This is a genomic window from Lactococcus sp. S64 (assembly GCF_016516525.1).
GTDB lineage: Bacteria > Bacillota > Bacilli > Lactobacillales > Streptococcaceae > Lactococcus > Lactococcus lactis.
The window spans coordinates 1-13,890 of record NZ_JACVUQ010000018.1 but is presented as its reverse complement, the minus strand read 5'-3'; the positions used below and the strand labels follow the sequence as shown (position 1 = coordinate 13,890).

General features: G+C 36.6%; 14 protein-coding genes. 5 read left to right on the top strand and 9 right to left on the bottom strand.

Going from position 1 to position 13,890, the window contains the following annotated elements; translation table 11 throughout:
- Positions 1–209: 209 nt before the first annotated feature.
- Both rpsI and rplM read right to left on the bottom strand, forming a co-directional pair.
- Positions 210–602: a 30S ribosomal protein S9 gene (rpsI, locus tag IAE51_RS11625; protein WP_004254378.1), complete on the bottom strand. Its 393-nt coding sequence runs from the start codon at positions 600–602 to the stop codon at positions 210–212.
- A 19-nt stretch (positions 603–621) separates the two neighbouring features.
- Positions 622–1,068: a 50S ribosomal protein L13 gene (gene rplM / locus IAE51_RS11620; RefSeq protein WP_010906417.1), complete on the bottom strand. Its 447-nt coding sequence runs from the start codon at positions 1,066–1,068 to the stop codon at positions 622–624.
- 369 nt (positions 1,069–1,437) lie between these two features.
- On the opposite strand from rplM, the gene IAE51_RS11615 reads away from it, so the two are divergent.
- From IAE51_RS11615 to lepB, 4 genes are all read left to right on the top strand, one after another.
- On the top strand, positions 1,438–2,508 hold the full coding sequence (locus tag IAE51_RS11615) for an ABC transporter permease (RefSeq protein WP_200095586.1): 1,071 nt from the start codon (positions 1,438–1,440) through the stop codon (positions 2,506–2,508).
- An 8-nt stretch (positions 2,509–2,516) separates the two neighbouring features.
- Positions 2,517–3,188, top strand: a complete 672-nt coding sequence (locus tag IAE51_RS11610; protein WP_004254370.1) for an ABC transporter ATP-binding protein — start codon at positions 2,517–2,519, stop codon at positions 3,186–3,188.
- Positions 3,189–3,332: 144 nt separating this feature from the next.
- Positions 3,333–4,211, top strand: coding sequence for a ribonuclease HIII (gene rnhC, locus IAE51_RS11605; RefSeq protein ID WP_200095584.1), 879 nt, complete (start codon positions 3,333–3,335; stop codon positions 4,209–4,211).
- Positions 4,212–4,222: 11 nt separating this feature from the next.
- A complete protein-coding gene (gene lepB, locus IAE51_RS11600) occupies positions 4,223–4,849 on the top strand; it encodes a signal peptidase I (RefSeq protein WP_012898725.1) in 627 nt (208 codons plus the stop codon).
- Between the two features lie 50 nt (positions 4,850–4,899).
- Here lepB and purR read toward each other — a convergent pair whose 3' ends face one another.
- The 4 genes from purR to rpsL form a co-directional block, all read right to left on the bottom strand.
- The gene (gene purR, locus IAE51_RS11595; RefSeq protein ID WP_010906422.1) at positions 4,900–5,715 is read right to left on the bottom strand and encodes a pur operon repressor; all 816 of its coding nucleotides are present in this window, start codon (positions 5,713–5,715) and stop codon (positions 4,900–4,902) included.
- A gap of 350 nt (positions 5,716–6,065) precedes the next feature.
- On the bottom strand, positions 6,066–8,195 hold the full coding sequence (fusA, locus tag IAE51_RS11590; protein WP_003129877.1) for an elongation factor G: 2,130 nt from the start codon (positions 8,193–8,195) through the stop codon (positions 6,066–6,068).
- A 264-nt stretch (positions 8,196–8,459) separates the two neighbouring features.
- Entirely contained in the window at positions 8,460–8,927 is a 468-nt protein-coding gene (gene rpsG, locus IAE51_RS11585; RefSeq protein WP_003129876.1) for a 30S ribosomal protein S7, read from the bottom strand.
- A gap of 18 nt (positions 8,928–8,945) precedes the next feature.
- Positions 8,946–9,359, bottom strand: a complete 414-nt coding sequence (gene rpsL / locus IAE51_RS11580; RefSeq protein WP_003129874.1) for a 30S ribosomal protein S12 — start codon at positions 9,357–9,359, stop codon at positions 8,946–8,948.
- Between the two features lie 327 nt (positions 9,360–9,686).
- On the opposite strand from rpsL, the gene IAE51_RS11575 reads away from it, so the two are divergent.
- Positions 9,687–10,994: a serine hydrolase gene (locus IAE51_RS11575; RefSeq protein WP_200095582.1), complete on the top strand. Its 1,308-nt coding sequence runs from the start codon at positions 9,687–9,689 to the stop codon at positions 10,992–10,994.
- Between the two features lie 74 nt (positions 10,995–11,068).
- Here IAE51_RS11575 and IAE51_RS11570 read toward each other — a convergent pair whose 3' ends face one another.
- From IAE51_RS11570 to IAE51_RS11560, 3 genes are all read right to left on the bottom strand, one after another.
- The gene (locus tag IAE51_RS11570; RefSeq protein ID WP_003132622.1) at positions 11,069–11,956 is read right to left on the bottom strand and encodes a GRP family sugar transporter; all 888 of its coding nucleotides are present in this window, start codon (positions 11,954–11,956) and stop codon (positions 11,069–11,071) included.
- A 126-nt stretch (positions 11,957–12,082) separates the two neighbouring features.
- Positions 12,083–12,673, bottom strand: coding sequence for a class I SAM-dependent methyltransferase (locus tag IAE51_RS11565; RefSeq protein WP_003132719.1), 591 nt, complete (start codon positions 12,671–12,673; stop codon positions 12,083–12,085).
- A gap of 129 nt (positions 12,674–12,802) precedes the next feature.
- Complete coding sequence (locus tag IAE51_RS11560; protein ID WP_200095580.1) at positions 12,803–13,744, bottom strand: TIGR01212 family radical SAM protein; 942 nt, start codon at positions 13,742–13,744, stop codon at positions 12,803–12,805.
- Positions 13,745–13,890 lie beyond the last annotated feature (146 nt).

Here is a 13,890-nt window from a genome sequence, read left to right as displayed (position 1 = left end):
TTTTATACCTTTTTTTATCTTACGTCCGGAAAATCCCACGGTTGTCATGTTCTCTGATGTACAGTTTTTTATAGAAAATGTAATTTTTTTGTTTATTATTTTACCCTTTGGATATCGTAAAAGAGAATTTACAAATTTTCTAGGTATAAATTTAATACAAAAAAACACTTCCGTATGGAAGTGTTTTAAACATTGATATATGAATAATATTAACGTTTTGAGAATTGTGATGCTTTGCGGGCTTTTTTGAGACCTGGTTTTTTACGTTCAACCATACGGGCGTCACGTGTAAGGAGTCCAGCGCGTTTCAAAGCACTACGGAAGTCTGGGTCTACTTGGAGCAATGCACGAGCGATTCCGTGACGGATAGCTCCTGCTTGACCTGATACACCACCACCATTTACGTTTACGAGTGTATCGTAGCTACCTTCTGTTTGTGTAGCTGCAAATGGTTGGTTGATAACGAGACGCATGTCTGCGTGTGGGATGTAGCTTTCTACTTCACGTCCGTTAACTGTGATTTTACCAGTACCAGGTACGAGACGTACGCGTGCTACTGCATTTTTACGACGGCCTGTGCCGGCATATTGTACTTGTGCCATTATGTTCGTTCCTTCCTGATTAAATCAAACCTGTGATGTCAAGGACTTCAGGTTTTTGAGCTGTATGTGTGTGTTCTGCGCCAACAAACACTTTAAGTTTCATGCCTTGAGCACGTCCAAGTGTGTTGTGTGGAAGCATACCTTTTACTGATTTTTCAATCAAACGTACAGCATTTTTTTCACGGAGTTCACCAGCAGTAACTGATTTCAATCCACCTGGGTGAAGTGAGTGTGAGTAATATACTTTATCAGTTGCTTTTTTACCAGTCAATTTGATTTTTTCAGCGTTAACAACGATTACGAAATCACCTGTATCAGTATGTGGTGTGTATGTTGGTTTGTTTTTTCCGCGAAGTACGCTTGCGACAACTGCAGAAAGACGTCCAAGAGGAACATCAGTTGCATCGACGACGTACCATTTACGGTCAACGTTTTGAGCGTTAGCCATGAATGTAGTTTTCATCATTTTGGTTATTTTCCTTTTACTAGAATTTGTTTACAGCAGGTGTAAGAGTCCTGCAAAGTATTTTTGGGTTTCCGGGGCCACAAAAATGGGGTAAACAATACCGTTTATCATCATATCATATTATTCCTGGGTTTGTCAAGACATTTTAGGGATTATATCCCCTTTATTTACTTCTTTTCGTGGATTATGTATTTTTTAGTTTTATATCTTTTCAAATGTTTCTTTGTGGTTTTTGCTACAAGCATTATGGTAGCACTTCCATTTGAACTATGATAGACTTTTTTAAAAGGGGTTTATATAATACAAGTCCTTTTATTCAGTTAGCCCTCGGAAATTTGGGGGATTTATATAGAAAATAGGAGCTCAATGATGTTTTTAGCAATTAATGAAATTAAACATTCAAAATTAAGATATGCTCTCGTAATTGGTGTCATGTTTTTGATTTCCTATCTTGTGTTTTTCTTATCTGGTTTGGCCTATGGTTTGGCTCAAGAAAATAGAATGGCAGTTGATAAATGGAAAGCAACTGATATTTTTTTATCTGAGAAAGCCAATGATTCTCTCAATATGTCAATGATTGATTCAGATATTGCCAGTCAGGTGAAGGCGAAAGAAAAGGCAGTTCTCGCTCAAACTGCTGGGATTATTTATGATGCCAATAATGAAAATAAAAAAAATAATGTCAGTTTTTTTGGAATTAATTCAAATGAATTTTTAAATCCCAATGTTATTGAAGGGAGGGATTTTAAAAATAAGGGCGAGGTAGTAGCTGATATTAGTTTTAAAAATCAATATGATTATAAACTTGGTGATAAAATTAAATTAGCAACCAATAATGAAGTATTGACTATTGTTGGCTTTACAGATAATGCTAAATTCAATATTTCACCTGTGCTTTATACTTCTTTAGAAACTTTCCAACAAATTCGTTATGGTTCAAATTCCAATTTTCAACCTAAAACTACTTACAATGCTATCGTCACGCGCGGAAAAATTAGCCAACAGCCTAAAGGGCTCCAAAAATTATCTATCAGTAAATTTATAGATAAACTTCCTGGTTATAGTGCACAAGTTTTGACCTTTGGTTTCATGATTGGCTTTCTAGTGGTTATTGCTGCGGTTGTCATTGGAATCTTTATTTATGTTCTGACAATGCAAAAAATAGCGATTTTTGGTGTAATGAAGGCTCAGGGAATTTCCAGTCGCTTTATTAGTGATTCTGTCATTGCTCAAACTTTTATTTTAGCTTTTAGTGGTGTATTAATTGGTTTGTTAGCCACTTTAGGTTCTGCGTTAATATTACCGGAAGCTGTTCCTTTTCAAACAAATCTCCTCTTCTTTGGAGTGATTACCCTTTTAATGATTGTGGTTGCAATTGTGGGCGCTTTGTTCTCTGTCAGAGCAATTGTCAAAATTGATCCACTAAAAGCGATTGGATAGGAGAAATAATGAAAGCTATTGAATTAAAAAATGTCAAAAAATCTTTTAAGGATGGGGATGAAACAATAGAGGCTTTAAAAGAAACTAATTTCTCTGTTGATAAGGGTGAGTTTGTGGCAATCATTGGGCCTTCAGGTTCTGGAAAAAGTACCTTACTTACTATTGCCGGCGGACTGCAAAGTCCTTCTTCTGGGGAAATTTGGATTAATGGCCGAGCTTTAAATGAAAAAAAGGAGAAGGCACGCGCTAAGGTTCGTTTTGAAGAAATTGGTTTTATTTTACAAGCTTCTAATCTCGTGCCATTCTTAACGGTTAAGAAACAACTTCAATTGGTTGACAAGGTAAATAAGGCAAAAGAAAATAGAGCAGGCTTAGACTTACTCAAGCGTTTAGGGCTTGAAAAATTGGTGGATAAATATCCTGAGGAACTTTCTGGTGGAGAACGCCAACGGGTAGCTATTGTTCGTGCTTTATATAATGACCCTACAATCATTTTGGCTGATGAACCGACCGCAAGTTTGGATACTGAAAAAGCTTATGAAGTGGTTAAAATATTAGCTAAGGAAGCAAAAGAAAAAAATAAGGCAACAATTATGGTCACTCATGATTTACGTTTGGTTGATTATTGTGACAAAGTTTATCTGATGGAAGATGGGCGTTTAAGTGAGAAAGTTGACTAAGTTTGAGGTCTTCGTATTTAGAATATGAAGACTTTTTTCATTATTTTACAACATGTTTGCTATAATAGATTCTAATAAGAAATTATTTTTAATAAATGGTCGGATTCTTATTCTAGAATAGCTAATTTATGGTAGAATGTTCTTATGAATATTGTTCTAAAATTAGAGACTAAAGAACGCCAACAGCTCGCTGAGAAATACAAATCCTATGAGCAAGTTTCCAAAAATCCTTACATCACTTTTTTTGCCAAGGTTGGGAAAACTTCTATCTCGGTTTATACTTCTGGAAAAGTTGTTTTTCAAGGAAACGAGGCTGAAAAATTAGCGAGTGACTTTGGTCATATTGCTCAAGTCGTTACTCAAAAACAAACAAATCTTATTGGGACTGACGAGGTGGGCAACGGGTCATATTTTGGTGGTTTAATGGTTACTGCTAGTTTTGTCAGTGAAGAAAACTTGAATTTTCTAAAGGAAATTGGAGTCGCTGATTCTAAAAAATTAACTGACGAAAAAATTTGTCAAATTGCTCCAAAATTGATTGATAGAATTCCACATGTTGCTTTAGTGGTTGAACCTGCCAAGTATAACGAGGTGATTGCTTCTGGTTATAATGCTGTCAGCATTAAAGTTGCTCTCCATAATCAAGCCATTTATCTTCTTGAAAAACAATTAGGTCATAAGCCTGAAAATATTGTTATTGATGCTTTCACAACGGAAGCAAATTATAAAAAATATGTTAATAAAGAGCAAAATCATCCGCTGACAAAGGTAACTTTACTGACAAAAGCTGAAGATCAGTTTCTGGCTGTTGCTGTCAGTTCAATTATTTCTCGTTATCTTTTTTTAGAGAATCTAAAAAAATTATCTAAAGAATCAGGTTTCACGTTACCCAGTGGAGCAGGAAATCTATCTGACAAAATTGCAGCACAAATTATCAAAAGTCAGGGAGTTGATGCTCTGAATCAGTTAGCAAAACTTCATTTTGCTAATACACAAAAAGCGATTAAAATCGCTCAATTATAGAAAGTAAAATTATGATGAAATTTTTAAAAGAGTGGGGATTGTTTCTCTTTATAATTATCGCTATTCTTCTCTCACGTGTCTTTCTTTGGTCACTTGTTGTTGTGGATGGTCATTCAATGGACCCAACTTTAGCTGACAAGGAACGCCTGGTTATTGTAAGAAAATCAACCATTAATCGTTTTGATATTGTTGTTGCCAAAGAAGAAACAGCCGATGGTTCAACTAAAGATATCGTGAAACGTGTCATTGGAATGCCTGGAGATACTATAAAATTCGACCACGACCAACTCACAATCAATAACAAAGTTTATCCAGAAAATTATCTCAAAGATTACCAAAAGCAACTTGCTGACGGTCAGTTGGAAAAAACTTACGGTAAGTATCCTTTAACAAATGCACTCAGTGAACAAAACCGCAGTTTGTTTGTTAGTTTAGCTCAAAGTACCAAAGCATTTACCACTGACAGCACTGGTAATCCAACCTTTACAGTAAAAGTTCCTGAGGGACAATACTTCCTGATGGGAGATAATCGGGTAGTTTCTCAAGATAGTCGCGCAGTTGGAACTTTCAAACGTTCAGCAATTGTTGGTGAAGCGAAATTACGAGTGTGGCCACTCAACAAAATTTCTTTCTTTTAAGTGAATAAATAGAAAAAGTTACTGACAGAATATCCTGTCAGTAACTTTTTTTATTTGTCATTAAATATATTTCCCAATTGAACATCAATTGAGCGGTTAGCAATGTCAATTCGATCAACTTTCAAGATTGATTTGTAATCATCAATCAATCGCTCACCTTTAAATGGTCCTTCAAGAAAAACAGCAACACCAGCAAGTAAACAATCAAATTCATGAACAAGACTTCTCATTCCATTGATTGTTCCTGCGCCTTTCATGAAGTCGTCAACGATCAAAACATTTTGACCAATTGAAAGGCTCCGTTTGGATAAAGTCATATTTTCAACACGAGAGCTTGAGCCTGACATATAATTTACATTAAGCGTTGCTCCTTCGGTCACTTTAGGGTCACGACGAACAATTACGAAAGGAACATCTAGAATCTCAGCAACTGACTGAGCAATTGGAATCCCTTTTGTGGCAATAGTCATGACGACATCAACTTGCTTTTCATGATACTCATGAGCAATAATTTGACCGATTTTACGAAGATTTGATGGAGTACCCAAAATATCTGACAGATAAATATATCCTCCAGGTAAAATTCGATTTTCTTCACGTAAAAGTTCAGCAATTTCCTGACTCATTTCCAACGAACGTTCGTCAGTAATGTAAGGCGTAAACCGAACTCCTCCAAGGCTACCTGGGAAAGTTTCAACCAGACCTACTCCTTGGTTTTCAAAAACACGTTTGATAAATACTAAATCTTCTGAGATAGATGATTTGGCTACCTCATAATGTTTACTTAATTCATTTAAATTTAGCATTTGATTGGGATGATTAATTAAAAAATTTGTAAAATCAACTAAACGTTCGTTTCTTTTCATTTATTATCTCATCTCCTATTTGATAAGCTTATTATAGCATGGCATTTCCGAACATTCAAGTTTCACATGAAACAATTTTACTGACAGATTTCAGATTCATAAAATATTTTTCTGTCAGTAACGTTTCATTTTAAAATGAAAATAAAAAAAGCAGTATCACTTAGATATTGCTTTTTCACTTTTAGGAGTAAAGTTATGAAAAAATTTTTTTGGAATAAATATATTATAGCTTCACTGACTTAATGGTTCATTAAGTCAAGATAAAGTGAAACTAAACCAAAGAAAATCTTGTCAGTAAAAAAATAACCTGTCAGTACTGACAGGTTATCTCATATTATTAAAATTAAAGCTTAGTCAGCGTTACGGCCGTTTTTAGCAATAATTTCTTCTTGTACTGATTTAGGTACGTCTGAATAGTGGTCAAATACCATCATGAAAGTACCACGTCCTTGTGTAGATGAACGGAGAGTAGTTGCGTAACCGAACATTTCAGCAAGTGGAACGAAAGCATTAACGATTTGTGATTTACCGTGAGCTTCCATTGAGTTAACTTGACCACGACGAGCAGTCACGTGACCCATGATATCTCCAAGGTTTTCTTCAGGAACAGTGATTGTAACTTTCATCATTGGTTCAAGAATTGCTGGTTTCGCAGTTTTAGCAGCTTCTTTCATTGCAAGAGAAGCGGCAACCTTGAAGGCAGTTTCTGATGAATCGACATCATGGTATGAACCATCATAAAGTTTAGCTTTAATGTCAACCATTGGGTATCCAGCAAGGACACCGTTAGCCATAGTTTCTACCAAACCTTTTTCAACGGCTGGTACAAATTCACGAGGAACGACACCACCGACGATAGCATTTTCAAATTCAAATCCAGCGCCTTCTTCGTTAGGTGTGAATTCGATCCATACGTCACCATATTGACCTTTACCACCTGATTGACGTTTGAAGAATCCACGTGCTGAAGTTCCAGCGCGGAATGTTTCACGGTAAGCAACTTGAGGCGCACCAACATTTGCTTCAACTTTGAATTCACGTTTCATACGGTCAACAAGAACGTCCAAGTGAAGTTCACCCATACCAGAGATAACTGTTTCACCAGTTTCTGGGTTTGTTTCAACACGGAAAGTTGGATCTTCTTCAGCCAATTTTTGAAGGGCAACACCCATCTTATCTTGGTCAGCTTTAGTTTTAGGTTCAACCATCAATTGGATAACTGGTTCTGGAACTTCAATTGATTCAAGGATGATTTTAGCTTTTTCATCTGTCAATGAGTCACCAGTTGTTGTATTTTTCAAACCAACAGCAGCAGCGATATCCCCAGCATAAACTGTTTGGATTTCTTTACGAGTGTTAGCGTGCATTTGAAGAATACGTCCGATACGTTCACGTTTACCTTTTGAAGTATTCAAAACGTATGAACCAGCATCAAGTGTACCTGAGTAAACGCGGAAGAATGAAAGACGTCCAACAAATGGGTCAGTCATGATTTTGAAAGCAAGAGCTGCAAATGGTTCTTCATCTGAAGCTGGGCGTTCGTCTTCTTCGTCTGTATCTGGGTTAACACCTTGGATAGCAGGGATATCAAGTGGGCTTGGAAGGTAGTCAATAACTGCATCAAGCATCATTTGAACACCTTTGTTCTTGAAGGCTGAACCAGCAAGCATTGGGTAGAAGTCAACATTGATTGTTGCTTTACGGATAGCAGCTTTAAGTTCTGCTTCTGGAATTTCTTCACCAGCAAAATATTTTTCCATGATATCTTCATCGAAATCAGCAATTGCTTCGATGAGTTTTTCACGCCATTCGTTTGCAAGTTCTGTGTATTCTTCAGCATTGAAATCCAAAGCTGCCAATTCAGCGTTAAATTCGTCTGAACCTACAACAGTTTCTTTAATATCTGTACCAAGGTCGTTAGTATAGATTTCAGATTTCATAGTTACCAAGTCAATGATACCGATGAAGTCATCTTCTGCACCAATTGGAATTTGGATTGGATGAGCATTAGCACCCAAACGATCTCCCAAAGTAGAAAGTGAGTAGTAGAAATCAGCACCGATTTTGTCCATTTTGTTAGCAAAAACGATACGTGGAACACCGTATTCAGTCGCTTGACGCCATACAGTTTCTGTTTGTGGTTCAACACCTGATTGAGCATCAAGAACGGTAACAGCACCATCAAGAACACGGAGTGAACGTTGTACTTCAATTGTGAAGTCCACGTGACCTGGTGTGTCAATGATATTTACGCGGTTACCTTTCCATTCAGCAGTTGTTGCTGCAGATGTGATTGTGATACCACGTTCTTGTTCTTGCTCCATCCAGTCCATTTGTGATGCACCTTCGTGAGTTTCACCGATTTTATGGATTTTACCAGTGTAGTAAAGAACACGTTCAGTTGTTGTTGTTTTACCAGCATCGACGTGGGCCATGATACCGATATTACGTGTATTAGCAAGTGAAAATTCGCGAGCCATTTTGTTCTCCTATTTGATTTTAGTTATGAGAATTTCTCATTAGTTTTATTGTATCAAATTAATGTTAAAAAATTAAAACAAAACCGAGCAGGCGAGGAGCCCAAGCCCGGTAATGTTCGTTTTTACATCAATTCGATGTTACTTTACAATCTTTAAGACTGATCGTAAAATTTATTTGCTAAGCAGAAACGAGAAAGAAGGTTCCGAAGCGTACTAGAGTACGCGAGGGTTCTTCTAACGAAGCAGCTGCAACGCAAATAGATTTTACCAGCGGAAGTGAGCGAACGCACGGTTAGCTTCAGCCATTTTGTGAGTATCTTCACGTTTTTTGACTGCTGCACCTGTGTTGTTAGCTGCATCCAAGATTTCTTTTGCAAGACGATCTTGCATTGTGTGTTCACCACGGTTACGAGCGATTGTTACCAACCAACGAAGTCCAAGAGTTGTACGACGTTCTGGACGAACTTCAACTGGGACTTGATAGTTAGAACCACCGACACGACGAGCGCGAACTTCAAGAACTGGCATGATGTTTTCCATAGCAGTTTCGAAGACTTCGAGTGGGTTGTTTCCAGTAGCTTCTTCAATTTGTTTGAAGGCACCGTAAACGATTTGAGCCGCAACACCACGTTTACCATCAAGCATAACGCGGTTGATAAGACGAGTTACGACGATTGAGTTGTACATTGGATCTGCCAAAACTTCACGTTTTGGGGCACGATTTTTACGCATTCTTACTTATCTCCCTTCTTAAGCTTTTGGTTTTTTAGCACCGTATTTAGAACGGCTTTGTTTACGGTCAGCGACACCTGCTGTATCAAGTGCACCACGAACGATATGGTAACGTACCCCTGGAAGGTCTTTTACACGTCCACCACGAAGAAGTACAACACTGTGTTCTTGGAGGTTGTGTCCGATACCTGGGATGTACGCTGTTACTTCCATAAGGTTTGAAAGACGTACACGCGCGAATTTACGAAGCGCTGAGTTAGGTTTTTTAGGAGTCATAGTACCAACACGAGTTGCTACTCCACGTTTTTGTGGGCTTGCAAGTTTAGTTTGTACTTTTTTACGGCTGTTGTAGCCAACGTTCATTGCTGGTGATTTAGATTTAGTCACTTGAGCACGACGTGGTTTGCGTACCAATTGGTTAATTGTAGGCATTTTACTGTCTGCTTTTTGTATTTTTCCACATTTTTATGCGAAGCGATGAGAAATACAAAAGCATTCCTTTCTTTTTATTGGATGGCGAATCGCCAATTTTTTAGTCAGTATATGGTCGCTTAAGCCAAGTTCTGACAAGAAGTTTAGCAACTTATACAAGTTCTCCTGAGAGTCCAAAGTAAAAAGTACCGTTTAATATAATATCATTTTTTATAACAATTGTCAATCTATTTTTTAGAATTGATTTTGAAAAAATAAAACTATTTAATTATCTATCAATTTTTGAATCTATTGTACCTTACGAATAGACTATGGTATAATCGAGTCATGAAAAAAATTGCAATTATTTTTTGTAGTTTCCTGATTAGTCTGTCAGTCCTTTCGGGCTTTTCTGTCAGTGCTGCTACGACTCCAACGACAAATGATTTTACAGTTGCTGCTAAATCAGCAATTGCTATTGATGCCTCAAGTGGTAAAATTTTATACGCGCAAAACGCTGATGATGCAAACACTCGCATTGCCTCTATCACAAAATTACTGACAGCCTATTTAGTTTACAAAAATGTAGCTGAAAATAAATTGACTTGGAATACTAAAGTTCCTATTTCAGATTATGCTTATGAATTAACTCAAAATTCTAATGCTTCCAATATCCCCCTTGCTCAAAATGGTCAATATACTGTCAAAGATTTATTGAATGCTTTACTTCTTCCGTCAGCAAATTCTGCTGCTGTCGCTTTAGCTGAAAAAATTGCTGGTTCAGAACCAAAATTTGTTGATATGATGACAAAACAAATGAAAGACTGGGGAATTACTGACAGCCATCTCGTCAATGCTTCTGGCTTACCAAATGATGATTTAAACGGTCATATTTATCCAGGGTCTGGTGCCTCAGCAACAAACACAATGAGCGCAAAGGCTGTAGCAACACTTAGTTATCATCTTATTCAAGATTTTCCAGAAATTCTTCAAATCACTAAAAAAACAGAAATTCCTTTTGATACCGGCAATGAAGCAAAGATGACCTTAACTAATACCAATCAAATGCTTAGTGGTTTTTCTACTTCAAGAACTGGTGTTGATGGCTTGAAAACAGGTTCAACAAGTTTTCAAATTGACTGTTTTGCTGGAACAACAAATCAAAACGGTTTTAGAATCATTACGGTTGTTTTAGAAGCTACAGATCCTGCTGCTGACAACTCAACTCCTTTCACTCTCACAAATCAACTGATGAACTATGTTTATGGTCATTGGCGTACGACCAGTCTTGTGCAAAAAAATCAATCCTTAGATGATTTTAAAGAAATTACTGTGACTGATGGAAAAGAAAAATCTGTTCAACTCGTTGCTCCACAAAATATCACTCCCGTTGTTCCTTACGCTACAGATGGTAGTGCAGATACAAAATCACTGACAGTCAAATTCAGTAAGGGAAAAACAGCCTCCGTTGAAGCAACTGTGACTAAAAACCAAAAACTTGTCACTCTTTCTACTACAGTAAAGGATAGTTTAGGCTATCTTCCAAATTGTACCGCAGAACAAATTCCATTGGTTGCTAAGAAAACTGTCCCCCGTAGTAGCGCTCCAAAGGTTTTTTGGAATCATTTTGTAAATTTCGTTAATGAAAAACTCTAAAATTTTACTGACAGAAAAGCTGTAAGTAAATTAGCTTATAAAAAAAAGCCGTCAATTTACTGACAGCTTTTTTATTATCCTTTAGATTTTACAATTGCAAGTAAAATTGCACCTGTTACGAATAGAACAATCCCAATTCCAACATAAACCAATTCTTTTTTGGTTTTCTTTTCACCAAGGAAGAGAATTCCTCCAATAGTTGAAATGATGACACCTAATTGCGAGAATGAAAAGGCAATTGCGTTACCAGCAGCGCTTGCAGCCATAAGCATAAAGATATTACCTACACCCCACATTGCTCCAACAATCATATTTTGATAAACATATTTTTCCATTTTAATTTTGAAACGACCCATCACAAGTGCTCCAAAAATCATTCCAACTGACATTGGCAAGATAATTGTCAATGTATCAAAATGAACATTGAACCAAAGTACTGCTAAGTTATTGAAAAGAATAACATAGATAACATATCCCAAAGTTGAGTATGTTAAAGCAGTCAATCCTTTAGTATAATTACGTCCTTCTTCAACAACTGCATTTTCTGGGTCACGTTTAGCTGAGAAATAGAACCCAACTACCAAAACAGCCATCGCAATAAATCCGAGAATAAATTGAATTTGTTTTGTCCATTCGTGGAAAGCAAAAACCCCAATCAAGCCACCAATTACTAATTGACTCCCTGATGAAAGCGGACTTGCTACTGAAACACCCATGTATTTCATTGAATTAAACTGACCAAATTGTCCAATTGCCCAAAGCAATCCACCAATAAATCCAATTAAGAAAATTTGCCATGTCAACGTTGGCATGCGGAATAAGAAAACAATAAGTGCAAAAACAAAAGCGCCCAAAGTCATTCCAAGTGTTTGTTGTTTAGCATCACCACCAAATTTATTAGCTACAAATCCGATAGAACCCCAAGCAAACATTGGAACAAGCGCGAGAAGAACTCCTTGCATGTGTATATTTACCTCTTTAAAATAGTTTTTTTACTTAAAAAAATAAGCATTTCTCTATTTTACTCTTTTTTTTGGAAAAAACAAGAGATAAAAGAATACATAAGATTCATAACTGTTCAAGTAAATTTATTTTCTTTTTTCGATTAGGACTAAAATTGGCGGCGTATGAATTTGGTTAAGAGGTGCATAAGAAGTCACTTCCCAGTCCTTTTGTGGCAAACTAGAAGTCCACTTAATAACGGCATCTTTTTCTTCCATTCCCCCCTCATGACCGTAATAAATCATAATCGCAATTCTTCCACCTACAACTAACTGATTAGTCAAAGCATCTAGAGCAGTCAAAGTGGTATCAGCTTTTGTAACCACACTTTTATCAGTTTTTGGTAAATATCCAAGATTAAAAATAGCTGCTTTGATTGGCTCTTTGACATATTCAGAAAGCTTTTCATGACCAGACAAAACTAGATTTACTGACGGCTCTGTCAGTAAATTCGAGAGATTTTTTTCAAATATTTGATTCTTTATTCCAGCATCATCTAAACGTTTTTCAGTTGCATTTAGCGCTTCTTCTTGCACATCAAAAGCATATACATTCGCCCCTAATTCCGCTAAAAATTGAGTATCATAACCATTCCCCATCGTTGCATCCACCACAACATCATTAGTTTTGATGATATCTTTCAACATCCAGTGAGCCATTTCTAACTGTTTTAACATTTATTTCCTCATCATTTCTAATTATTTTTATATACCAATTTCAGTTTTACTGACAGATTTTCAATTTCTTTCCTATTATAACACCAAATTCAATAAAAAAGAGATGAATAAAAATTCACCTCCTGTCAGTTAAAATGTAATTAGATCACTAATCCGAACATCTTTACAACCTTGAACACTTCCTCGCCGTTCCATTTCAGCATCAATACTATTCAAAACTTCCCACTTTTTTAAAGACCACATAGGTCCAATAATTAAATCCCGCGGAGCATCTCCTGTTAAACGATGAATAACAATTTCTTTTGGAATCATCTCTAGTTGGTCACAAATCACTTTTACATATTCCTCTTGCGACATCAGCTGTAATTTTCCTTCATGATAATCACGTTGCAAACGAGTTTGCTTCATCAAATGAAGTAAATGTAATTTCACACCTTGAATATCAGAATCTAAAACCATTCTACGAACATTTTCTAACATCATCTCACTAGTTTCTCCAGGTAAACCATTGATTAAGTGAGTACAAACATTAATATTATGAACCCTCAATCGCTTCACGGCATCTACATAGGTGTCATAATCATGAGCTCGATTAATCAAATCTGATGTTTCTTCATAAGTTGTCTGCAGACCCAAATCAATCCAAACTTCCATTCGACGATTTAATTCTGCCAAGTAATCTACAACGTCATCTGGTAAACAGTCAGGACGAGTACCAATTGAAATACCTACAACATCTGGTTGGTTTACCGCTTGTTCAAAACGCTCTCTCAGTACTTCAACAGGGGCGTGAGTATTAGTGAAATTTTGAAAATAAACAATATATTTCTTCACTCCAGGCCACTTCTTATGAAATTGAGCCACTTCGGCAGCAAATTGGTCCGCAATTGGAGCTTCTGGCTCCAAAATCATGTCCCCTGAACCAGATACTGTACAAAAAGTACATCCACCATGAGCAACCGTACCATCCCGATTAGGGCAGTCAAAACCAGCATCAATAGGAACTTTAAATATTTTTTCACCAAAATTGGTTCGCAAATATTCATTCCAAGTTGTATATCTCTTTTGCATTCTATATCATCTCTCCGTTTATCAAATTATATCAAAATTTCTTAAACATTTTCTATATTTATAATAAAAAAAGAGACCCGTAGGTCCCTTAAAAGCTGCGGATGTCAGACTCGAACTGACGACATCATGATTAACAGTCATGCGCT

What these genes read in the sequence shown, in the direction of transcription:
- rpsI (WP_004254378.1), bottom strand. Translation starts at nt 602, where the DNA reads ATGGCACAAGTACAATATGCCGGCACAGGCCGTCGTAAAAATGCAGTA.
- rplM (WP_010906417.1), bottom strand. Translation starts at nt 1,068, where the DNA reads ATGATGAAAACTACATTCATGGCTAACGCTCAAAACGTTGACCGTAAA.
- IAE51_RS11615 (WP_200095586.1), top strand. Translation starts at nt 1,438, where the DNA reads ATGTTTTTAGCAATTAATGAAATTAAACATTCAAAATTAAGATATGCT.
- IAE51_RS11610 (WP_004254370.1), top strand. Translation starts at nt 2,517, where the DNA reads ATGAAAGCTATTGAATTAAAAAATGTCAAAAAATCTTTTAAGGATGGG.
- rnhC (WP_200095584.1), top strand. Translation starts at nt 3,333, where the DNA reads ATGAATATTGTTCTAAAATTAGAGACTAAAGAACGCCAACAGCTCGCT.
- lepB (WP_012898725.1), top strand. Translation starts at nt 4,223, where the DNA reads ATGATGAAATTTTTAAAAGAGTGGGGATTGTTTCTCTTTATAATTATC.
- purR (WP_010906422.1), bottom strand. Translation starts at nt 5,715, where the DNA reads ATGAAAAGAAACGAACGTTTAGTTGATTTTACAAATTTTTTAATTAAT.
- fusA (WP_003129877.1), bottom strand. Translation starts at nt 8,195, where the DNA reads ATGGCTCGCGAATTTTCACTTGCTAATACACGTAATATCGGTATCATG.
- rpsG (WP_003129876.1), bottom strand. Translation starts at nt 8,927, where the DNA reads ATGCGTAAAAATCGTGCCCCAAAACGTGAAGTTTTGGCAGATCCAATG.
- rpsL (WP_003129874.1), bottom strand. Translation starts at nt 9,359, where the DNA reads ATGCCTACAATTAACCAATTGGTACGCAAACCACGTCGTGCTCAAGTG.
- IAE51_RS11575 (WP_200095582.1), top strand. Translation starts at nt 9,687, where the DNA reads ATGAAAAAAATTGCAATTATTTTTTGTAGTTTCCTGATTAGTCTGTCA.
- IAE51_RS11570 (WP_003132622.1), bottom strand. Translation starts at nt 11,956, where the DNA reads ATGCAAGGAGTTCTTCTCGCGCTTGTTCCAATGTTTGCTTGGGGTTCT.
- IAE51_RS11565 (WP_003132719.1), bottom strand. Translation starts at nt 12,673, where the DNA reads ATGTTAAAACAGTTAGAAATGGCTCACTGGATGTTGAAAGATATCATC.
- IAE51_RS11560 (WP_200095580.1), bottom strand. Translation starts at nt 13,744, where the DNA reads ATGCAAAAGAGATATACAACTTGGAATGAATATTTGCGAACCAATTTT.